We start from the raw sequence: 21341 nt of genomic DNA on the forward strand, positions 1-21341 counted from the left end.
TTACGGCGACTGGCCCATAGGGCGCGAGGATTTCTGATCGGCCGTTACACGAGCCGACCCATAGGCTTTGGAGCGTCTGCTGCGCTTTCATGACCGCTCCGATTCCCGTCGTTGTTGCCGGTGCCCTGGGGCGCATGGGCGCCGAGGTGATCAAGGCTGTGGTGGAAGCCGAAGACTGCAGCCTGGTTGGCGCCATCGACAACACCCCCGGCAAAGAGGGGGCAGACGTGGGTCTGGAGCTGGGCCTTGGCGAGCTGGAGGTGGCCATAACAGCTGATTTCGAAGGCTGTCTCTGCGCCGTGAGCCAATCGGTGCGGGACAGCGGCAGCGGCGCCGTGTTGGTGGATTTCACCCACCCCTCCGTTGTGTATGAGCACACCCGCGCGGCGATCGCCTACGGCGTTCACCCCGTGATTGGAACCACAGGGCTCTCGCCTGAACAACTCAACGACCTCACCGAGTTCTCGGCCAAAGCGTCCGTGGGTGGGGCCGTGATCCCCAATTTCTCCGTGGGCATGGTGCTGTTGCAGCAAGCCGCAGCCGCAGCGGCACGGTTCTACGACCACGCGGAACTGACGGAACTGCACCACAACCGCAAGGCGGACGCCCCCAGCGGCACCTGCATCAAAACCGCTGAGCTGATGGAGGAGCTGGGCAAGAGCTTCAATCCCGAGGAAGTGGATGAGCACGAATCCCTGGCGGGCTGCCGCGGCGGACAGCGGGACAGCGGCCTACGGCTGCACTCCGTGCGGCTGCCGGGCCTGGTGGCTCACCAGGAAGTGATGTTCGGTGCCCCAGGGGAAACCTACACCCTGCGTCACGACACCATTGATCGTTCCGCCTACATGCCAGGGGTGCTGCTCACGGTGCGCAAGGTGGGCAGCCTCGGCAGCCTTGTGTACGGCCTTGAGCGCCTGATCTGAAAGCGACACCATGCTCATCCCCCTCCGCCCCGGTGAACTGCAACGGCTGATCCCCGCTGTTGCCACCGGCAACCAGTTCCGCTTTGCCCTCGGCAACCCCCAGGAGGTGCTGCAGCGCCTGATGATCGCCGCCATCGGTGGAGTGATCACGTTCCTGATCTACAACCAGGCGCAGCTCGGCAGCCGCTGGGGCCCTGTCTGGCTGGTGATCAGCGTTGTGTTCTTTCTGTATGTGCTGTGGGGCCCGATCGTGCAGGCCGGCCAGCGCAACGCCACCCTGCGGCGCTATCCCGCGGCTGCCCTGTTTGAGGGCGAGGTGGCGGACGTGATCACGCGTGAGCGGGTAGAAAACCGCCACGAGCAGGCCGACAGCCGCGGGCGGCTGGAACTCGTGGAGAACCGACGCACCTGGATGCTGCTCGAACTCGAAGACGAGGAGGGTTACCTCGGCCGGGTGGCCTTTCCGATGGAGAAAAAGCACCAGTCGATCCGCCGCGGCAGCCTGATCCGCTGCCTGGTGCTGAGCGAGCGCAAGGATTTCACAAAGATCGGAGCCCTCAGCGATGCCTGGCTGCCGGGCATGCGGATGTGGGTTGGCGAGTACCCCTTCCTGCTCCGTCCCGCCTTTGAGGAGCTCTGCCAACTTCGCCTGAACAGCCGGCTTTGAACAACAGGCGCCGAACAGCCACTGCTGAACATTTCTTAAACCTGGTTTACACTTCTTAGCAATCAAACGGCGGCATCCATGTCCCAGTCCTCTCCCACCACTCCTGTCGTGCGCGGTGCACAGGTCACCACGGAAGACGGCGGCCGCCTCAACGCCTTCGCCACAGAACCCCGCATGGAAGTGGTTGAAGCAACACAGGGTTGGGGCTTCCACGATCGCGCTGAAAAACTGAACGGCCGCATGGCCATGCTCGGTTTCATCGCCTTGCTGGCGACTGAATTGGCCTTGGACGGCGAATCCTTCGTTCACGGGCTGCTCGGCTTGGGCTGATCGCCTCGCGATGGATCGGGATGGCTGGCCAGACTCCCTGAATGGCTCCATCCCCTCCAGAGATTCATGTTTTGGGCGCTGGTCCCACCGGCGCTCTCACAGCTCTTGCCCTCGGCCTCCGTGGTCAGCGCGTTGTTCTGTTTGACCCGCTGACGGCATCGGAACTGCAAGCCAGAAGTCGGGCGTACGCCGTCACCCATTCCAGCCGCAGGTTGTTGACAAACCTGGGCCTATGGCACGACCTGCGCGATGCCTTGGTGCCTTTCCGCGAGCTTGATTTGCGGGATGGGGCCACCAACGCCCGCGTTCTCTTCAGCGAGGACGACCTGGCATCAGCCAATCGACACCATGACGGCATCGGCTGGATCCTCGATCACCGGCCCTTGATGAAGTTGTTGCTGGCCCGGCTGGAGGCCAATGGCAACGTGGCCATGCACCTGGCCAAACCATGCCCTGATCCAAGCGCTGACGCCCTGATCGTGGCGGCTGACGGACCGAGCTCCCCCACACGGGAGGCCTGGGGCATCCGTCACTGGGGCATGCGCTATCGCCAGGGCTGCCTCACCGCGAAAGTTGCCCTGCGGGGACTCCCCCACGACAGGGCCTGCGAGTTGTTTCGCCCGGAAGGCCCTCTCGCCGTTCTGCCCTTGGGGCAGAGCACGTTCCAGGTGGTGTGGAGTGCACCCTGGCAGCGTTGCCAGCAGCGCAGCACGCTGCAGCGCAGTGCCTTTCTCGATCAGCTGGCCGCTGTTCTGCCGAAGGGGATTGAACCGGATTTCCTTCTGGATCAACCCCGAGCCTTCCCACAACAATGGCTCCTGGCTCGCCGCTTCCATTGCGGACGGGGCGTGCTGATCGGCGAATCGGGCCACCGCTGCCATCCAGTGGGTGGCCAGGGGCTCAATCTCTGCTGGCGTGATGTGGAAGGTTTGTTGCGCGCCGTGGAGCAGGGCGGCAGCGCAGTAACAATTGCTCGGCGCTACGGGATGAGCCGCTGGCTCGATGTGATCCAGGTGGGTGTGGCGACGGATCTTCTGGTGCGGGTGTTCTCCAACCGCCAACCGCTGTTGCTTCCCCTGCGGCGCTTGGCCCTGCTGCTGCTGAAACAGTTCCCTGGGCTTCGCCAACTCAGCCTGCGGGCCATGAGTGACGGCCCCATGCAGCTCTGGCGGGCCTTGCCAAACTGAGCCAAGCGCGGGTCGCGACCATGGTGATGTCCAGCCAGCGGCAACCCCCAGCAACAGACGCCTTGCTGCAATTTCTTCAGCGGCGTTTGGGGTTGAGTCCCAGCGCCCTGGAACTGGGGCAACGCCAGGCGGAACTGGAACAAGCCCCACTCCCGATCGTGCTGTGGAGCTTCGGGTTGTTGAGTTTGCAGCAGTTGGAAGACGTCTTCGACTGGCAGAACAGTCAGCCGTAGCGCAACAACGCTTCAACGGGTTGACCCGCGGGCAAGGCCTGACGGCCTCCGAGCCCCTCCAGCTCGATCACAAAGGCAAAGCCCACCAAGCAACCGCCGGCCTGCTCCACCAGTTGTCCCGTCGCCGAAGCCGTTCCACCGGTGGCCAGCAGATCGTCCACCACCAGAACACGGGGTGAATTCTCAAAAGCATCGGATTGAATCTCCAGCCGATCAGTGCCGTACTCCAGGGCGTAGTCGACACCCACCACCTCACCGGGGAGCTTTCCGGGCTTGCGCACAGGCACGAAGCCAAGCCGTCGGTCGCTGGCAAGGGGTGCTCCAAAAATGAAGCCGCGGGACTCGATCCCCACGATCAGATCAGGCTTCACCTGGTCGCAGAACTCACCCAGCTGTCGGATCACCTCAGCTATGGCCTCGGGCGACCGCAGCAGCGGATTGATGTCTCGAAACAGAATTCCAGGCTTGGGAAAGTCTGAAATTGAGCGAATGTGCGACTGAAGATCCAAATCCAGGGGACGGAATGGCGGTGCCCCTGGCATCATCGCAGCCATGAGGTTTGTCAAGGCCTAAAGCGTTGCAAACACTGTGTTGTGGCTGAATCCCAGCGGAGTAGTGCGACAGGGTTCTACGACAGTTAAACGACAGCAGAGCGACAAAAGGGGGGCATGGGGGATGGAGCATCCAAGGCCATCCCTAAATGGGCTTCAGATATTTCCGCTGGTTTTTGAAAGATATGGGGAAGAGTCCCAATGGACCTCGGCTCCCCATTGGCGCGGAAGGAGGCCAAGTAGTCCTCGACTCCCTGCTGCAGCCCCCTCTCGGCCTGCAGGATCAAGATGCACCTGCCGTCAGAAAGGCCTGCAGAAGGATGCTGTTTTCATCAGGCTGTTTAAGCCGCCTAAACTCAGCTGGCTGTACTAGTACATATGTATGGCAAAGTGCACGGACTGCGTTTGCACACGCAGAGGGTGGGGGTGAGCAACAAGCGCCAGCGCAAAGCAGACGTCCGCAGGAAATGGAGCAATAGCAGTAGTTAATGACAAACTCCTGCGAGGCAATTGTGCGTAGTACATGTTTCTGAGAGCACAGCCAGCACTTCAACGATGCAATCGAAAACAAGAGTCGTTTTTCGGACGACTCATACGAGATGCATTACTGGGAATCTTGGTTACGAGTTCAGTCCCGATACAAGCTGCAGAACCCATACGCATACCGGTCATCCCATATCGAGCAAGAAGCAAGGAGATACAAGTCCCACCGCTCTTGCCACCTCCGCCACTCCTACTGGTTGAACCAGTTAAACCGCGAAAACGCAGGCCACATAGCGGAAGAGACAAAGCCTGGGACGATGATCTGGATTGGTTGATGGATTAGTCAAAAACAACGAGAGGCCAGCGCAAAAGGGAGGAGGTGATTTGACCAGCAATCAAACAGCGCCGGGGTGAACCAAGCGATTATGTATATTTAGTCACTCCGCATGCTTGTCACTTGCGAGAGATTCACCTAGTCGATAACAATTAATGACTCCACTCATAGCACTCACATCACTTCTTTTCGCGATGAGCGGTGAAATCAAATATCCAGCAATCTGCAAGGATACTTATTTAAGCGACGAGAAAGCCCAAGATATCAAGAAAGTCGCAAAGTCGCTGTCTCGCAAGCCTGGCTGCATGCACATAGGGAATGAAACAATTACCGAAGGAGACAGAGCTGGAGAAGTTTTCCCCATCTATACATGCTGCACATCTATTGAAGCCGAAAGAAAATAAACAAAAGAGACGCGCAATAGCGAAGATAGCGAGCTGTTGTACTTACCAAATTCGCCTTTCCACTCTCACAAGAGACGATCAGCACCTGGAGCACTGTTGCCAAAGCTGAAAGGCTTTCGCAAAATGGGGTAGTTGCTGAACTACGCACAAGTGAAGCGATTTCTCCTGATCGGCACCTTGTTAGTAACCGCTCACACAATGCCAGCAATGGTGCGGACTGAAGCCAGGGAGTTGGTTCCAACAGCGTCAAAACGCGCCATAAACCTCGCTCGCGGGGCGGCTACAGCATCTAATGGGGGATTGCGCATCTATCACCCAGCTCGATGCATGTATCTAAATCCAACAAACAACCCCTGTCTGACAAAAAGAGATGCAGGCGGCTATGAATTCCGATTCCAGGGAGGCCCACCTGGCTGGGAGGTAATTGGGATACCTCCATCGGTCAATTCAATTGTGCTGGTCGCACCCGACGGACGCTCTGTTGTCGCCGAAAGCCATGAAAAGATCAAAGAAGTATCGCTGCCCGCTTTACCATGACAACAAAGCCCGTCCAAAAAATGCTAACAATCCCCCTTCAAGCAAGAACATGATGAGTAAGTCTTTCCCAAGCAAATACCCATACCCCTAGGCGTGGGATTCACTATTTCACAATCGCGTTTTCCCATTAATTCAAAATTCCTGGTCTTTGCTTCTTACTGATGCTAGAAACTGACAAAAATCCTCGACTTTCGCAAGAGGGAGTCAGATGCGTCAAAAGCTGGCGAACGATGCATATCTTTGTTTTACTAATCCTTCTTACATCAGGCCTTAGTACGCAGGCAGCAGATTATCGCCGATACATAAACAAAAGGACTAGACCCCTACACGACCTCTTGATAAAAAAACAATTCCTTATAATAGCCAACCCTCCGACATGCAAAACAAACTATCTAATGAGAGGATATTTTATCTCTAGATATAGAGCAATTTATCTATGTGTAGATAATCTCCTAGAAGATCCAAGGCTTGGTGATATTTCCGGAAGAGACAAGTTTGATGATGCGAAGAAGCAACTGAGCACAACACTGACGCACGAGGCTGTTCATGCTGCCCAATGGTGCAAAGGCTCAAAGGACTGGACACTATTTAATCTAAGTGGAAGCGATACACTTGGAGGATTCAGAGACTCAGCACTTGACTCATCAACAAAAATAAGAGGCAACAGAAAGTCAGAGAAAGAAGCTTATCTACTAGAGAGCAAACCAGATATCGTAATGGAAGCGTTCGATCTGTATTGCCAAGCGCTATCTCCTGGGGAGAGGTAAAAGAAACCATAAGCATTGCTTTAAGGTCAAGTCAGTTCTTGACAAAAACTGCAAGTGATAGTGACAAATGGCAGCTGGCTAGCCAAACTCGTTGTACTCCAGGGCATTCTAAGTGAAGAAGATGCTCCTTATTTCGGTTCTGTGCCTAATGCCTAGTGCTCAGGCAATAGACTATGTCCAATGCGAAGCAATACAAAGGGCTGCTGCACGCCTGAAATCTGCGATGGATGCCGAGGCACTAGCAGCTCAAAACGCAATCATTCTCCCAGCAATGGAGAAAACTCAGGCTATATGCATGAAAAATTTCGTTAACAACGAGATCCTAAACTGCATGAACATCAGGATGGCTAACTACGAAGCAGACGGAGAAATAACTCGAGAGGAAGTTATCGAGAAATATGCCCCACGCATTGATCGGGTACTGGCCGACTATGAAGCCATGGGTTGCTACTAAAGTGAGTCCTCTATTCCTACTGGCTGGGTTGGGGCTTGGAAGTTTTCAAGCCGTATGGTGTAACAAGCGAGCCTTAGAGGTCAAAACAGGAAGCAGACCTCTACAGAGCGATCTCAGAAGACTGACGAGAAGACTGAAATTGAAGTGTGAGCGTCTTGCAAATGGATGAACGCCTTAAGGTTGCTGTTAGTGCAGTGCTCATCGCGGCAATGTTCGCTTTTGGAGCTGGTGGGAACTGGTTGGTTTTCCTTCTCTTAGCCGCCATAGCTGTCATCGTGACGTGGGAATTCAGCTAGAGCGCAAATGAAAAACCTCCTCCTGCTTTTGATTGTTGCGATATCCATCTGGGCTGGTGTTGCTTTGGATAGAGCTGGTTGGCGATACAGGAAACAGCTTTGGCAATTCCAAGGGGCCGCAACTGGCCTCGTTGTTGGATACCTGCTGGGACGTTCAAAGCTGATCTAAGGGCTCAGCGCCGTCGTTGTGAACGCAAATTCAGCACCGTGTTAATGGCCGCCAACGTGACGAGACAGGTGAGGCAAAACTCCTTGTAATCCATGCAAGCAATTCAAGAGCTCCGTAGATTGCCACATCACCTTCTGCCCAAATCGTTTCGAGAGTCTGAGATCTGAGTGTCTACGCAGCAGAAGCCGATGGGCTGGGCTACTGAGGATGGATGAATGCACAATGGGTTCATGGATACAAATAGAGCAACCACACTGTTGACCCGAGCTGCGTTAGGCGCAGTGATCGCTATACCAACTCTTTTACTAGTGGACTATTTGGAGAAGAAAGTGGCTTTCAAAGAATGCTTGATGGAAGAACTGATGGGGGAGCATGGCGATAGACAATCTGCCCAGTTCTCCTACAGTTTTAGAGGTGCAGGCGGCGATAACGACATCAACACCTCGCTGGCGATTGCTCGCCTAAGCTGCAGATCCGGTCGTAAGCCCATCGTCTACTGATCAAACATCAATCCATTCAGGCATTCGGCAACCCCTGACCCAACCGCACAGACAAGACATCACGCCAATTTAGAAGCAGGACGTGGGCTGGACTCCTGCGGCATAGCCCCAAGCGAATCCAGAGACTTTCAAGAAGATGACCTGGCCTCCCTAAGGGGTAAAAATCAACTGCGAGCAGTACTTTCGTGGCTATGTTCTTCAATGACCTGTCACATAAATTGCTACGGAAACAGAACAGGCATACGGTTTATCAAGGACTAAAGCGTTGCAAACACAGAGTTATGACTGGGTTCTGGGGTAAAATCACGACTAAGTTGTACAAAAGTTAAGCGAAAAGTTAAGCGGCGCAGAACGGCAAAAGGGGGCATGGGGATGCAGCATCAAAGGTCCTCCGTAAATGGGCTTCAGATATTTCTGTGAACTCTGAGTGTGAAGTTAGGTTCTAACTGCCCTGACAGGTGAGGTTTGCGTCTATTGATAGAGAGCAGGCAAGGAGAGCAAATGGTTGGGGACTTCATTCTTTACCTGGCATTAATCCAGCTGGGAGCTACAGCTGCAATTACGGCAATAGTCGTCGGGGCTCTGTATTTAATCTATCAATCGGTTCTGAATAGGAGCCCTGACATTTGCGATGGTGTCGACAAGTAGCCCACTCAAGGAGGAGCAACTGACGAGATCAACACCTGGCGGCACAACTGAAAATCGGCCAAGTGTGGTCGGCAATCGTCAAGATTGCCCAAAAGCCGGATGCTGGCCTATTGAATCAAGGTCCTGCCACACCGAACGGTCGACACCACATCATCTGTGGCAGTGTCCACTACTCTGTATGTGCACATCTTTGCCTTCGACTTGGTGCGGGCAGTGAGATATGCCGTCAACTCAGTAGCGAGAGAAAGCTCCTTGACCCACTGCTCGGAAGTGACTTTCATCTGCACGCTAAACCGATTGGGCTCTCCAGGCGTATAGGGCGAGTACAACAGAAGAAAGGCTGGCCCGTTAGTGGTAGCAACATCTGTGTCACGTATTTTGGCCCTTAAGGATCAATTCAAGACCCCGAGCCAACTCTGCGCTGACAAATTCGGGCTATTGCGAGGGGTACGTCGGTTGATCGCGAAAGCGGCATCGCCATATCAAGGCTTGGGCCGGTGTTGCTCCGCGTCAACGCCTGAAATGGCTGCGATCATCACTGATGCCTATTAGAGGGAAGACAGTTCAGCGTTGAAATCGAGTTAGAAATTTGCACTACCAACAAGACAGGAGACAGTTCCCATTCTTCTTGATTACAGGGTGTGGTCTTATTGCTAAACATGGTCAGAATCACAGAACCCCCTCTAAAGGCCGTTCACATGAAGCGCGTAATTGCACTTGGGATAATCTCTTTGCTTGTGTCTGCTTGCAGTTCGAACAAACCGACTGAGCCTGGAGTTACTTCAGCGAAGCCTGTAATTAATGAGATTTTCATGGCATCTAAAACGATTGAGGAAGCTTTTCTCAAATACCCTGATGGCAAGGCCGAAATGCGTCTTTATCGAGTTGAAATTCCAGTTGGTGGAAAGATTCCGCTGCACAAGCATCCAGCTCCAATGATGGTTTATGTGCAAGGAGTGAACTCCGGCTCATTGATGAATACTCGAGTGATGTCCGATGGAAGCGAAATCAAAACTATTTTCAAGCCCGGTCAAGCCTTTTTAAAAGGAGTTGACACGCCTCATTACAGTGAAAATGTCGGCAACAAGCCGACTATCCTTTGGGTAACGGTAACATCTGCTGAAGACATGCCAACAACAGTGTTCCTTAACTGAATTCACCATCATGAAATGATTGGAATGCTAGCTGAACCCAGAATTAATACCCATCAGATTTTAGTTTCCAGATGTCCTCATGCTGAAACACGCTGTTCCATGGGAGTAAAGTCCCATCCAATCGGTGACTGAATTGGATTGAGTTTTTTGTGCTCTTCGTATAGATCTTCGATTTCTTTGCAGGCCGCGCAATAAGCGGACCATCCAGCCATTCGGCGTGGATTCGCACGCCCGCGTTTGTCAATCGCTTGATCAACAGTGACTCCTTCTGTCTCTGCTTGTTCAAATGCACTTAACAAGGGAATTTGTACGTTGAGAACCTTGATGTCGAATCCTTCAAGACATTCTTTAGCGTTTTCAGCTGCAGCCTCTTTGCGTGAGTCAACTTTTACAAGAAGTGCAGCATATGGGATCTTGTATTTGTTTATCATCTGCGCCATCTCAATTGTCAATTCGATTGATCTACTTTGTGTAGTAGTGGGCAGCAAAATGAAGTCAGCACCCTCTACCAAATTCTTCATCTCTTCCTCGTTGCTGCTCGCTTGACCATCCGTAACAACAATCTCTGCTGACCGAGTGGCTTTTGCTGCTGCTTCAATTGGCACAATTGGGCAGGGCAAGAGTCCTCTAGCTCCATAGGCAGTGGCCGATCTGTTGCGGTCGGCATCAACAAGGACGACCCGTTTTTGCTGCTGGCTCCAGCTAGCTGCAAGGTGAACGCTGCTACATGTTTTGGCGACACCACCTTTCTGACCAAAAACAGTGATGAACATCAGGCAGCAGCTAATGACTTAGCAGCAGGATCGCGTTTTTTTTCTGAAAGGCAATACTTGGGTGGTTACCGCTTCAACCCTGTAAGTGTCTCCCAGCTTCAGGGCCCCTTTTCTCTTGGGGTTAGCCACTCAAGCAATACCCATCATTGGAGCCAGCCACTCGGCATAAAGTGCTGCGAGCACTGACATGTCAAAGGCGTGCACAGCTGGGTTGGTCTTATCTGCCACCCACAGGAGTCCAAAAGGCGCGTTGAGCGCCAGCTGAAGCCGCCACCGCCATGTGATAACTTTCCAAGCCTTCAAAAGGATCGGGTCTTGATCACGGCTAAGCAGGGCTAAAGATCTGCGGACCCTATCCAGCTATGCACCCAAAGCGCTGATCACCACATCTCTCTCTTCTGTCATCACCTTGCTGATAGATGACCATCGAAACACATATCAATATTTGATCAACAACACAAGTGCCTAGTTAAGTATTCACTTAGATTCGGTTTGGGAGGTGTTGCCGCAGGCTCCGCCTGTAGCACTCACTCCGCAAACACGAATCAAATGAATACTCCATAGAGGACGATTTCACTTGAGTTCATGGTGGTGCCGCTGTGTTAGGGCGTCACGCTGACGGGATCAGATAACGGATGCTACTACAAGCTGCCTGAAGGCTTGTTCTCCCTGGCGTCTGACAACGCGGATAACGACTTACTCCCGAAGGTATTCAGAGTCACCCATTTCTTTTACGTGGATTCCAATCCACGAGTTTTTTAATAATCTTTTCTTTGATGATGGTGGAAAGCACTGAGCCATTCCCCCCGTTACAGTGTCCGATTACCCAGAGGCCCTCAGGAGAGCCTACAGCGAGAGATAGGTGCTGCGTGATGGATTGATCATTTGACTAGAAAGAGAGACCTTAGAAGAGCTTCTAGGCCTGTTTCAGCAAGATCCGGGAGTTTCATCGGCATCTTGCGATTCAGAATCTTGCTGACTCAAATATGCAACCACGAATCAATCTTTTTCCATGTAGAAGAAATAGCCTTTCGCAAAACCTCTGGGTCATATCCCTGTCCGTAAACATTGGACATCTGACTAATCGACAGCCTGTGACCAAGCAGCGCTTCGATGTGAGCTGGGTCCACTTGATTACTCCTACCCAAGTCTGTGAGGCCATGCCTAAAGCTGTGAGTCGTTAGCTCAGGGTTGATGCTTTTGAGCCTGATGTTGATTTGAGACGCTGTACCCCAACCCTTTTCAAAAGGAAACTGCTTCAAAGGCTCCAATACCTTTGGCGGCAACGGAATAGTTCTGACAGAGGATTTGTTCTTCGCTGTGCCTACAGCAACTTGCATCGTGCCAAGCTCCAAATCGAAGTCTTCACGCCTCCGATTCCTGACCTCGCTGATGCGCGTACAGCAATAGACCTGAATCAGGACAGGGATGAGCTGCCTATTGAGAAGCTTTGGCAGGAGTAAAGACAGATCCCGGTAATCCCGTTCAATTGCTGTGTAGATGTGGTTTGCCTCCCCAGCGCTGTAGTCCGCGGCATCGAAAGGGTTCATGGTCAGCCCCCGAAGCAGGCCTGACTTCATGCACTTAGCAACCAGCCCCGACAACAATGAGCACTTGCTGTTGATGGTCAGACCAGTGAGGCCTGAATCCTGCATTTGATCGATCCACTCCCTGATCGCTTCTGGGCTGGGGTTGCTTCAGCGAGCTCGAATGGACACTGCTTGATGGCAATACCCACATTTCGGTGCCAGCTGGCGGAGAAAGGAGACAAGTTCTTCCTTCTGCGGATGCGTTCGACCTCTCGGATGAGATCGTTCCAAGTAGCTGGCACCTCCCTCTTGAGCAGGACTTGAGCGAGTGCCTCAGTGTTCTTGTCCAGAAATGCTCCGGATCCGTCGTCTTGAGCCCGCTTGCCCGTGTATTGCTCAGCAGTGGTTTGAGGATCAAGGACATCAGAGAGTTCGAGAAGACTGCTGAACTCCTCGGCATCTCGCCACCTCGTCTCACCCTCCTCTTTGGCCTTGTGAGCTGCCTCCAGTTCTGCCATCGCTTGGGCAGCTCGACGGTGAGCAACCTCAATGTCTCTGGTCCCCAAAGAACACATGACACGCTTGCCTCCCAGATGGAGCTGAACGCAATACACTCCGTTCGACCTTTGCTGGATCGGCTTCCTCGGTCTCCCCATGGTTTCAGTACTGCGAGAGTTCTGCGACAGAGAACTGCGAGAGAGTCGTAAAACCCTAGTAGCAGTCAGTCACAGCCTGACTTCATTGTCATCGCAGCCATGACTGAAGCTCCAGCCCCCAGCGCACCCACTGACGGCGCGCGTCTCAGCCGGAGGGGCGTCGAGCGTCTCGACCTATTGATGCTGACCATTGAGGCTTTGGATCTCAATGGTGGCGAGGCGATGGTCTGGACCAGCCAGCAGATGGGTCTCCAGGCGCAATTCCCCAACCGGGTTGAACTCTGGAAGCGGCGCTGTCATAACCCGCTTCGGCGCACCACCCGGCGGGACCAGCTCGAACCGGTGGATGCCGAATCACTGATCTGTCTGGTGTGTGCCATGGCAGATCGGCTCTACCCCATGCTCCACCAACTCCTCTCGAGCCGCGAACCGGAACAGCTCACCCAACAGCGTTGGCAGTTGTTCCACGAGCGCCTGCGGGACCTCATCGAAGAGCGAATGAATCCGCGCCGGGAAGCCGTTGTTCGCCTGCTCACCATGGAGCCGGCGGGCCCTTTGCACCGCCAGCTGATCAGCACCCTGGCGTTCTGCGCAGGCCCAGGTGGAATCGATCGACTCCGCGCAACCCTGCTCGACCCCACGCCCTAGGCCGACCATGTTGAAAACGACATACCAATACGAACAGACCGCAGCACGGCTGGTGGTGGAAGGCTTTCCCGACCTCTCCGCCGGACAGTCCAATGAGGCGATCGGCATCCTGTCGTCCTGGCGGCTGCAGTTGATCGGAGCACCGGAACTGGAAGGAACCCGGGATCATCTCGAGGCTCTGATGGCAGCGGTGATGCCCTACGCCAGGCATCGCTTGTCCGGCGTGCAGCGCCGCTTTGGCCTGGAAGGCGGTTTTGTGAGCATCGCGCCGGATCAAGCCAACCATCGGCTGGAACTGCGCAGCAGCCGAGAGGGCGTCGAGCCGTTGCAGCTCAAGCTCGATGACGCCGAACTGGCCGATCTGGTGCGTTGCCTCGATCGCTTGCGTCTCGACAACCGGGTCAAGGTGACCTGGACGTTCCCCGAGGACCGCCCGTTGAAGCGTCAGGAGATCGTCGATCGCATTCCTCTCCAGAAACGCCTCGGACCACCCCTTCTGGCCGGGGTTGCTCTGGCATGCACCATCGCCACCGCCTGGCTTGTTCCTCTGCCTCAGGAAACCAAGGAGACATCGCCAGCACCGGCACCGGTGGACAAGCCTGAAACGCAGTCCGACCGTTGACGTGCAGGAAACACGCTTCAGAATCGCCGCAGTGACGGCACCCTGATCACACCGATGCCATGAGGAAGGCGCGCCGAAGCAGTACACGCGATCAACGACGGGTCTTCCGCCCCCGTCGTCGCTTCCCCTATGGCCCCGTCCTGCGTCAGTTGACGGTTGTTGTCCTGATGCTGGCTGCTGCCGCAGGGATTGCAGTGCTGCTGAATCAGCTGCCCCAGCAGGTGGACATCATGCTGCTGCTGAGCAAGGCCATTGATGACCTGATCGGCGGCGTTCAGCAACTGCTGGAAGCCATGCTCGGGCTCGCCGCCATCGTGCTGATCGCTGCTATCGCACTTCTGGCGGGCATCCTCTTGCTTGGTGCGCTCTGGAGGTTGATTCGCATCATCCGACTGGTGTTGTCGCCCCCTATTCAAGGCAGGCGCTGAAGCCGAAAGCACCAGACATTCCGCAAAAAATCGGACCAGATCGACCCCGCAGATTGCAGCGCTGGCAGAACTGAACTGGCGATCCACCGAAAGCATTAGCCAGCCCGTCGACCACGACATGACAGCCGTCCTCGAGGCCATCGATCACTACAGCGATGGCGACGTCGACCAACCGCAGGAAATCATGGTGGAGCTGCAGGAGGGTTGCTCCAACAAGCACAAACGGCTGAACAAAAAGGTCTACGAAAAGAGCTGGCCAAACTCCAGACGGAACTGGTGAAGATGCAGTACTGGGTGAAAGTCACCGGCTTTCGCATGATCATCCTGTTCGAAGGGCGGGACGCCGCAGGCAAGGGAGGATCGATTAAACGGCTGACGGAGCCCTTGAACCCCAGGGGATGCCGGGTGGTGGCCTTGGGCACGCCTTCAGAGCATCAGAAAAGCCAGTGGTATTTCCAACGCTATGTGGAGCATTTTCCCAGTGCCGGAGAAATCGTAGTCTTTGATCGAAGCTGGTACAACCGGGCCGGCGTGGAAAAGGTGATGGGCTTCGCGACACGCGAACAAGTGGAGCAGTTTTATGTGTCGTGCCCACAGCTTGAGCAAATGCTGGTGCAGGACGGAATCCTGTTACTCAAATACTGGTTCTCCATCAACGATGACGAACAGGAAAAACGTTTCCAGGAACGCATTGATAACGAAGAGCGTCGCTGGAAGATGAGTCCGATGGACATCGAGTCGCGCAACCGCTGGGTGGAGTACTCGAAAGCGAAGGACACCATGTTTGCCAAGACGCATATCCCGGAGGCCCCATGGTTCACCGTGGAGGCCAATGACAAGCGCCGCGGCCGATTGAATTGCCTGCGCCACATTCTCAGCAAGGTGCCCTATGAAGACATGACACCGCCACCCATCAAGATGCCGAAGCGCCCGAAGCAAGGAAGCTACAAACGGCCTCCTTTCAACGAGCAATTCTTTGTACCTAACAACTATCCAACAAGGACTGAGAAAACAGTGCGCAAAAGAGAAAAGCAATAAGTTCAGGTCAACTATTAGCTTGGCCTGCTTTAATCAAGCAGCCCTTTTTCATGCGAAAAATAATTATTTTTACGTTCACTTACTCAAGTAAAAGCTAGCCGACCCGCAAAAAACCACCTCGCTTGGCTTGAGGTCACACAGCAGCACGCTTTAAGGTGATCGGCCATCCAGTTCTGCAGGCTTTGCTCGGTTCCTGGCAAGTCCTAATGCGGTGTATCGCCAGCGCACTGTTCCTGGTGGCCCATGGTCTGCTGGTGCTGGAGCACATCACCATTGGAACGGCACTGCATGGGATTGCGGAGTTGTTCCTTGCCCCCTGGGCCATCCGCCACAAAGCCTGGGACATCATCGTGATCGGACTGATTTTCTGCGTCTTCGACCTGTGGGGAACGCTGCGTCTGACCGGCGTGTTGGTCTAAGGCCCTTCAACCACTCAGCCTCTGGGACCAGAACCCAAACAGCTGCCACGACGACCAGAGGAACATCCCCAGGAAGACCCAGTTCAGCCAAGCCGGACGTCGGTCGTTTTCAAACATCTCTCAGGACAGCGAAAGGCGACACCTGACCTTATCGGTGTCGACCGGATCACTTCGCCGACGAACTCCAATCGGCGGAACGAAACGACACATTGGCACCACCACTACGTTTCAGGTCGTGCATGCCCTCCAGCTGGTTGTACACCGACAAGAGCTGCCGCCGCATGTGGTCGGTATGGGGCAGATCAGCGATCAAACGCAACACATCCTCCAGGGATCGCTTGGCATCGATCACCAAACGACAATCGGGGCTGCCAGGCTCGTCTCGCATGGGATCAGAAGCGATTTAATCCATTCAGCAGAAAATCTCTGCTTGCGGGTGTCTGATCCCATACCAACGCAGCGATATTCAGCAGAAATTCAGAGTTTGGCCACAACCGGCAATCTGAGGCTGCTGAACCAAGACAACAACACCAGCAGGGATGAAACCCAAAGGCAGGCCTGCATGCCCGCGGCTTCGGTTCGGCCGAGCATGAACACTGCTCCCGAGAGCAACGTGCCCACCAAGCGTCCGGCCGCATTGGCCATGTAATAGAAGCCCACATTGAGGCTGACGCTCTCCTCATCGGTGTAAGCCAGCACCATGTAGGAGTGGATCGACGAATTCATCGCGAACACCACCCCAAAGGCGGCTAGGCCTGCGGTGATAGCGACCGCCACATCCACCTGGCGCCACAGCGCCACCGCGATCAGGGCGGGAATGGCGGTGAGCAGAGCAATCCAGAACTGCACAGCAGATGCTCCCGGGGATGTGGTCTGCCCCCAGAGCCGTCTCAGACCAGGCGCTGATCCCTGAACAATGCCGTAGCCAATCACCCAGAGACCAAGGAAGCCACCGATCTCCCAGAAACTCCAGCCCAGGGAGGCCTCAAGGAACACGGGCAAGGCCACCACGAACCAAACATCCCGGGCACCAAACAGAAAGAAGCGCGCCAGGGACAGCACGTTGATGCCCTGGGATTTGGAGAACAGCGACGAAAAGGCCGGCTTGGACTTCATCTTTCCGATCTCCCCGGGCAGCACCAGCGTGAGCAGGAAGGCCAGGGCCAAACCTGCCGCCATCCAGCCCACGGCAGCATTGAAGCCAAAGGCGGTGAGCAGCACCCCACCGAGGAAGAAGCCCACACCCTTGAGGGCGTTCTTGGATCCCGTGAGGATCGCCACCCACTTGAACAGCTGCTGCTGCCCCTGCTGCTGATCCTCCGGCGTTTCCGAAACCACCGTCTTGATGGCACTCTTGGCGCTCATCTTGTTGAGATCTTTGGCGATGCCGCTGATGGCCTGAGCGGTCATCACATAGATCACGCTCAACAGTTTCGGCCAACTTGCGGCGACGGGCATCAGCATCAACAACGCAAGAATCTGCAGCAGCGTTCCCACCCAGAGGGTGAGCCGAAGCCCATAGCGGGCACCGATCCAACCGCCGTAGAGGTTGGTGAGCACCCCAAACAGCTCATAAAAGAGAAACAGGAAGGCGATCTCGAGGGTGGTGTAGCCGAGTTGATGGAAGTGGAACACCACCAACATCCGCAGGGCTCCATCGGTGAGCGTGAAGGCCCAGTAGTTGGCGGTGACGATGCCGTATTGCTGCAGAGGGGAGAGCTTCATCCGTCCAGACCAACCACGTGGCAGGTGAGATCGGCCATGCGGCAGCTGTAGCCCCATTCGTTGTCGTACCAGGCAAACACCTTCACCTGGTTGCCATCGACAACCATCGTCGAGAGAGCATCGACAATCGAGCTGCGGTTGTCGTTGGTGTAATCGCAGGACACCAACGGGCGTTCCTCGTAACCCAGGATTCCCTTCAGAGGCCCTTCCGCAGCAGCTTTGAACGCAGCATTCACCTGCTCCACCGTGACGCTCTGCTTGAGCTCGAACACCGCATCGGTGAGCGATCCATTCAGCAGGGGAACACGAACGGCATGACCGTTGAGCTTGCCCTTCAGCTCAGGGAAAATCATCGCAATCGCCTTGGCCGAGCCGGTGGTGGTGGGAATGAGTGAGCTGAGCCCGGAGCGCGCCCGGCGCAGGTCGCTTTTGAACGAATCGATCGGCACCTGGGTGTTGGTGATGTCGTGAATGGTGGTGATCAGGCCGTGCTCGATGCCGAAGCTCTCGTGCACCACCTTCACCACAGGCGCCAGGCAGTTGGTGGTGCAGGAGGCGGCCGTCACCAACTTGTGGCGCGCCGGTTCATAGAGGTGGTGATTGATCCCGTAAACGATGTTGAGCGCGTCCTCACCGGAAACCACACCCTTCACGGGACAGGCAACCACCACCCGTTTGAGGCCCAGCTGATCGAAATAGGGATTGAGCGTCTCCGGCGTTTTGATCTTGCCGCTGGCTTCAAGCACCATCTCCACCCCCCGATCGCTCCAAGGCACGGCGGTGGGGTCCTTCTCGCTGGACCAGGTGAGGGCGGATCCCTCCACGCTGAATCCATCAGCACTGCTGGTGATGCCTCGATCCCAGCGACCATGCACAGAATCGAACTCCAGCAGGTGGGCCGCCGTTGCTGCATCGCCAGCGGGATCATTGACATGCACCAGTTCGATGCCGGGCCGTCCCCAGAGGGCCCGGAACACCAGGCGACCAATCCTTCCAAAGCCATTGATGCCGATCCGCATACCAGCTCCTTTGATCAATCAAATTATGTTGATCCAAACAGAGCGGGGGACACTGCTCTTGTGATCCAGAACACCCTCAACAGGGAGCAGTCGAGGCAGCTGCTCAAAGCACTGGCCGACCCGATCCGTCTCGACGTGATCCATGCGCTGGCACAGGGGGAACGATGCGTCTGTGACCTCACCGGTGAGCTCAACCTCTCCCAGTCGAAGCTCTCGTTCCATCTCAGGGTGCTGCGAGAGGCGGGACTGCTGACGGATCGGCAGAGCGGCCGATGGATCTACTACCGCCTGCAACCGGACGCCCTGGCAGCCCTGGAAGCCTGGCTGGCCGACCTACGCCTCCACTGCAGCCAGAGCGCTGCCCCCTGCCCGAGCTGACGATGGACCAACGGCTTTTCTTCCCGGCCACGGAACGCAACCGCGGCCCCATCGGAGATCTGCTGAAGCAGCTCTTGCCTGGCTCAGGAGCCGTGCTGGAACTGGCCAGCGGCAGTGGTGAGCACGCCGTCTGCTTTCAGCAGCGCTTTCCACATCTGCACTGGCAGGCCAGCGATCCGGATCCAGACCATCGCGCCAGCATCAACGCCTGGATCCAGCACCAGGGTCTGAGCCAGGTGATGCCAGCAGCCCTCAACCTCGATGTTGAACACCGCCCCTGGCCCCTGCCCCAGAACCTCCAAGGGACCGTGAAGGCTGTTGTGTGCATCAACCTGCTGCACATCAGCCCAGCCAGCTGCACGGATGCCGTGCTCGAGGAATCAGCCCTGTTGCTGCCCAGCGGCGCCCACTTGATCATTTATGGCCCATTCAGGCGCAATGGTGCTCACACCAGTGCAAGCAATGCCGCCTTCGACCAATCCCTGAGAGAACGCAACCACCAATGGGGATTGCGGGAGCTGAATCACGTAAAAGCCATCGCCGCCAAGGCTGGCTTCAACACCGAAAACGTGGTCTCCATGCCCGCCAACAATCTGACTTTGGTGTTTCAGCGCGCTTGAGCCCCATCTCGCTTGCCAGCGTCTGGAAGGCCACCGACAATCACGCGGTATCTCCGGTGTGAGCGATGGATCTGACTGATTTCCTAGCGAAGCTGCTGATCGGTTCAGCCATCACCTTGAGCCTGGCGTTCCTTTGTAAGACAGTTTTTCCTCGGTTCACCAAGCGAAGCAAAACCGACTTCGACGACTTTGTGCTCAATGCCTTCGCCGCTTCGGTGGTGCCTTTCGGCTTGGTGGTCACGCTGATCCTTGCTCAGGATGATTTGGGCTTGCCCAACAACATTGCCAGGGCCTACGACACATCGCTGCGCATTGTTGGCACGATCATTCTGATTCGGTTGGTCAACCGAATCGGAGCGCGATTCCTTTTCGGATTGGTGCGCCGTGCAGGCGCGGATGATCTTCAACAACTCCTCCAAAGCCTGCTCCCTCTGCTGAAAACAGTGGTGTGGGCGATCGGCACCTTGGTGTTGCTGCAGAGTCTGGGCGTGAAGATGACAGTGATCTGGGGTTTGCTTAGTGCCGGCGGCATCGGCATTGGCTTGGCCCTGAAAGAACCGGCCCAGGAATTGTTCGCCTACCTAATGATTCTTCTGGACAAGCCTTTCACCGTTGGGCAATTCATCACGGTGGGCTCCACCTCAGCAACGGTGGAACGCATCGGTGTTCGCTCCACCCATCTGCGCAGCCTGCGCGGCGAACAGGTGGTGATGAGCAACTCAACCCTTACAGGCTCCACCATCCTCAATTTCGCTGAAATGGCGCAACGCCGGATGATCTATTCGATTGGCGTCACCTACAGCACATCGCTCGAGCAGATGAAGGCAATCCCCACGATGGTTCAGGCCGTGATCGACGCTCAGGCCCACAGCACCTTCAACCGCTGCCACTTCACCGAATTTGCTGATTCAAGTTTGAATTTTGAACTGGTTTATTACATCGATACGCGCGATTTCACGGTCGCTCTGAACGAACAGCAAGCCATCAACCTCGGAATCATGGAGGCCTTCGCCCAAGCAGGCATCGACTTTGCCTTCCCAAGCAGGACGCTCTATTTGGAGGGAGACTCACTCGCCGGCAAAGCCTCCTGAGCCGTGGGCACAGCAGAGCGCCAAACAACACCACCGATCAACAGGGCCAAGGCCGCCACAGCAGCGGTAAAGGGGATCAGGCGACGACGATCAGGACTGGAAGCAAGGGCGATCTGGCTGGAGAGGTTGTCGCGTCGAGATGCCAGAAATGTCCCCTGCCGGCAGCGGGTGCACACCGTGTTGGTGACGCCTGCACTCTTCAACTTGAAGCCGTAACGACCCGGAATCTCAACGGGTGTTCCACAGCTGGAACAAGGGAGAGAAAAAACTGCCATGGGGAATCTGCCCTCAATCCAGATCTATCACCCCGGTTTCACTCCAACGGAACGTCACCCGTGGCACAAACAGAACCCCAGCAGAGGCTGTGGTCCGCCGTCCAGAAGGGCTGCACCTCCCGCCAGTCCTCGCCCTCACCAACCCGCATCATCATCTGGCCGCTGCCGTCATGGACAAATTCGACGCGCTGCTGATTCCAGGTCAACAGCCAGCGCTCTCCAGGACTGGCGGCCACCATCCGACAGGGACTCCAGGCCTGCTGCGCGATCCGGCAGCGCATCGAAGCCGCTGCTGCTGAGCCCCCAGCTGCAGAGCTGCCCATCAGCAGCAGAGCCGCGGTCCAGAGCTGAATGCGAAACACAGACACAGACTCGGCAGCACGCTGGCGAAAGGCCTCCTTTTCACCATGGGGCCGTGCGATGGTCACGCCGTTGAGGCGCACCGGATCTCTTCAGGGTTTGGTGTCTGTCAGGATTTGATCA

Annotated in this window: 25 protein-coding genes and 1 pseudogene; 17 read left to right on the top strand and 9 right to left on the bottom strand. The window is 55.7% G+C overall.

The window, feature by feature from the left end; genetic code table 11:
* Positions 1–89 precede the first annotated feature (89 nt).
* The 5 genes from dapB (at position 90) to DXY33_RS05430 (ending at position 3340) form a co-directional block, all read left to right on the top strand.
* The gene (gene dapB, locus DXY33_RS05410; RefSeq protein WP_115132057.1) at positions 90–923 is read left to right on the top strand and encodes a 4-hydroxy-tetrahydrodipicolinate reductase; all 834 of its coding nucleotides are present in this window, start codon (positions 90–92) and stop codon (positions 921–923) included.
* A 10-nt stretch (positions 924–933) separates the two neighbouring features.
* A complete protein-coding gene (locus DXY33_RS05415; RefSeq protein ID WP_115132058.1) occupies positions 934–1590 on the top strand; it encodes a hypothetical protein in 657 nt (218 codons plus the stop codon).
* Positions 1591–1668: 78 nt separating this feature from the next.
* The gene (locus DXY33_RS05420; RefSeq protein ID WP_115132059.1) at positions 1669–1920 is read left to right on the top strand and encodes a high light inducible protein; all 252 of its coding nucleotides are present in this window, start codon (positions 1669–1671) and stop codon (positions 1918–1920) included.
* Between the two features lie 41 nt (positions 1921–1961).
* Positions 1962–3107 carry an FAD-dependent monooxygenase gene (locus DXY33_RS05425; RefSeq protein ID WP_115132060.1) on the top strand — a complete coding sequence of 382 codons (1146 nt, stop codon included), beginning with the start codon at positions 1962–1964 and terminating at the stop codon, positions 3105–3107.
* Positions 3108–3127: 20 nt separating this feature from the next.
* Positions 3128–3340 (top strand): DUF2949 domain-containing protein, encoded by a 213-nt coding sequence (locus DXY33_RS05430; RefSeq protein ID WP_115010222.1) that lies wholly within the window; start codon positions 3128–3130, stop codon positions 3338–3340.
* On the opposite strand, the gene DXY33_RS05435 is transcribed toward DXY33_RS05430, so the two are convergent.
* A complete protein-coding gene (locus DXY33_RS05435; protein WP_170950972.1) occupies positions 3331–3885 on the bottom strand; it encodes an adenine phosphoribosyltransferase in 555 nt (184 codons plus the stop codon). The two genes, DXY33_RS05430 and DXY33_RS05435, sit on opposite strands and share 10 nt — an antisense overlap.
* 1994 nt (positions 3886–5879) lie before the next feature.
* Between DXY33_RS05435 and DXY33_RS11985 the strand changes: the two genes are divergently transcribed.
* The 4 genes from DXY33_RS11985 (at position 5880) to DXY33_RS05460 (ending at position 9637) form a co-directional block, all read left to right on the top strand.
* The gene (locus DXY33_RS11985) at positions 5880–6416 is read left to right on the top strand and encodes a hypothetical protein (protein ID WP_136975427.1); all 537 of its coding nucleotides are present in this window, start codon (positions 5880–5882) and stop codon (positions 6414–6416) included.
* Positions 6417–6528: 112 nt separating this feature from the next.
* Positions 6529–6870 (top strand): hypothetical protein, encoded by a 342-nt coding sequence (locus tag DXY33_RS05445; protein ID WP_115132062.1) that lies wholly within the window; start codon positions 6529–6531, stop codon positions 6868–6870.
* A gap of 722 nt (positions 6871–7592) precedes the next feature.
* Complete coding sequence (locus tag DXY33_RS05450; RefSeq protein ID WP_136975428.1) at positions 7593–7835, top strand: hypothetical protein; 243 nt, start codon at positions 7593–7595, stop codon at positions 7833–7835.
* Between the two features lie 1346 nt (positions 7836–9181).
* Positions 9182–9637, top strand: a complete 456-nt coding sequence (locus tag DXY33_RS05460; protein WP_115132249.1) for a cupin domain-containing protein — start codon at positions 9182–9184, stop codon at positions 9635–9637.
* Between the two features lie 77 nt (positions 9638–9714).
* On the opposite strand, the gene DXY33_RS05465 is transcribed toward DXY33_RS05460, so the two are convergent.
* From DXY33_RS05465 to DXY33_RS05480, 3 genes are all read right to left on the bottom strand, one after another.
* Positions 9715–10410, bottom strand: coding sequence for a ParA family protein (locus DXY33_RS05465; RefSeq protein ID WP_115132065.1), 696 nt, complete (start codon positions 10408–10410; stop codon positions 9715–9717).
* A gap of 980 nt (positions 10411–11390) precedes the next feature.
* Complete coding sequence (locus DXY33_RS05475) at positions 11391–11990, bottom strand: hypothetical protein (RefSeq protein WP_206749600.1); 600 nt, start codon at positions 11988–11990, stop codon at positions 11391–11393.
* A 47-nt stretch (positions 11991–12037) separates the two neighbouring features.
* A complete protein-coding gene (locus DXY33_RS05480) occupies positions 12038–12457 on the bottom strand; it encodes a hypothetical protein (RefSeq protein ID WP_136975429.1) in 420 nt (139 codons plus the stop codon).
* A 237-nt stretch (positions 12458–12694) separates the two neighbouring features.
* On the opposite strand from DXY33_RS05480, the gene DXY33_RS05485 reads away from it, so the two are divergent.
* From DXY33_RS05485 to DXY33_RS05505, 5 genes and pseudogenes are all read left to right on the top strand, one after another.
* Positions 12695–13243 (top strand): DUF3038 domain-containing protein, encoded by a 549-nt coding sequence (locus DXY33_RS05485; protein ID WP_115132069.1) that lies wholly within the window; start codon positions 12695–12697, stop codon positions 13241–13243.
* 7 nt (positions 13244–13250) lie between these two features.
* The gene (locus tag DXY33_RS05490) at positions 13251–13865 is read left to right on the top strand and encodes a DUF4335 domain-containing protein (RefSeq protein WP_115132070.1); all 615 of its coding nucleotides are present in this window, start codon (positions 13251–13253) and stop codon (positions 13863–13865) included.
* Positions 13866–13924: 59 nt separating this feature from the next.
* A complete protein-coding gene (locus tag DXY33_RS05495) occupies positions 13925–14293 on the top strand; it encodes a hypothetical protein (RefSeq protein ID WP_115009402.1) in 369 nt (122 codons plus the stop codon).
* A gap of 118 nt (positions 14294–14411) precedes the next feature.
* Positions 14412–15331: pseudogene (ppk2, locus tag DXY33_RS05500) on the top strand (polyphosphate kinase 2).
* A 206-nt stretch (positions 15332–15537) separates the two neighbouring features.
* The gene (locus DXY33_RS05505; RefSeq protein WP_011364797.1) at positions 15538–15750 is read left to right on the top strand and encodes a hypothetical protein; all 213 of its coding nucleotides are present in this window, start codon (positions 15538–15540) and stop codon (positions 15748–15750) included.
* Between the two features lie 166 nt (positions 15751–15916).
* On the opposite strand, the gene DXY33_RS05510 is transcribed toward DXY33_RS05505, so the two are convergent.
* The 3 genes from DXY33_RS05510 to DXY33_RS05520 all read right to left on the bottom strand — a co-directional run bounded on the left by DXY33_RS05510 (position 15917) and on the right by DXY33_RS05520 (position 18494).
* Positions 15917–16138 (bottom strand): hypothetical protein, encoded by a 222-nt coding sequence (locus DXY33_RS05510; RefSeq protein ID WP_041435027.1) that lies wholly within the window; start codon positions 16136–16138, stop codon positions 15917–15919.
* Between the two features lie 89 nt (positions 16139–16227).
* A complete protein-coding gene (gene arsJ / locus DXY33_RS05515; protein ID WP_115132071.1) occupies positions 16228–17475 on the bottom strand; it encodes an organoarsenical effux MFS transporter ArsJ in 1248 nt (415 codons plus the stop codon).
* On the bottom strand, positions 17472–18494 hold the full coding sequence (locus tag DXY33_RS05520; protein WP_115132072.1) for an ArsJ-associated glyceraldehyde-3-phosphate dehydrogenase: 1023 nt from the start codon (positions 18492–18494) through the stop codon (positions 17472–17474). Before DXY33_RS05520 ends, arsJ begins: the two co-directional genes overlap by 4 nt.
* Positions 18495–18554: 60 nt before the next feature.
* Between DXY33_RS05520 and DXY33_RS05525 the strand changes: the two genes are divergently transcribed.
* The 3 genes from DXY33_RS05525 (at position 18555) to DXY33_RS05535 (ending at position 20583) form a co-directional block, all read left to right on the top strand.
* Positions 18555–18872 carry a metalloregulator ArsR/SmtB family transcription factor gene (locus DXY33_RS05525; RefSeq protein ID WP_115009405.1) on the top strand — a complete coding sequence of 106 codons (318 nt, stop codon included), beginning with the start codon at positions 18555–18557 and terminating at the stop codon, positions 18870–18872.
* A 2-nt stretch (positions 18873–18874) separates the two neighbouring features.
* Complete coding sequence (locus DXY33_RS05530; protein ID WP_115132073.1) at positions 18875–19492, top strand: DUF938 domain-containing protein; 618 nt, start codon at positions 18875–18877, stop codon at positions 19490–19492.
* Positions 19493–19557: 65 nt separating this feature from the next.
* On the top strand, positions 19558–20583 hold the full coding sequence (locus tag DXY33_RS05535) for a mechanosensitive ion channel family protein (RefSeq protein ID WP_115132074.1): 1026 nt from the start codon (positions 19558–19560) through the stop codon (positions 20581–20583).
* On the opposite strand, the gene DXY33_RS05540 is transcribed toward DXY33_RS05535, so the two are convergent.
* Together DXY33_RS05540 and DXY33_RS05545 are read right to left on the bottom strand one after the other, a co-directional pair.
* Positions 20544–20858, bottom strand: coding sequence for a Tat pathway signal protein (locus DXY33_RS05540; RefSeq protein WP_115132075.1), 315 nt, complete (start codon positions 20856–20858; stop codon positions 20544–20546). The genes DXY33_RS05535 and DXY33_RS05540 overlap by 40 nt on opposite strands.
* Positions 20859–20896: 38 nt before the next feature.
* Positions 20897–21301, bottom strand: a complete 405-nt coding sequence (locus DXY33_RS05545) for a hypothetical protein (RefSeq protein ID WP_115132076.1) — start codon at positions 21299–21301, stop codon at positions 20897–20899.
* Positions 21302–21341 lie beyond the last annotated feature (40 nt).

The sequence above is a fragment of the Synechococcus sp. N26 genome (genome assembly GCF_900473975.1).
Classification (GTDB): domain Bacteria; phylum Cyanobacteriota; class Cyanobacteriia; order PCC-6307; family Cyanobiaceae; genus Parasynechococcus.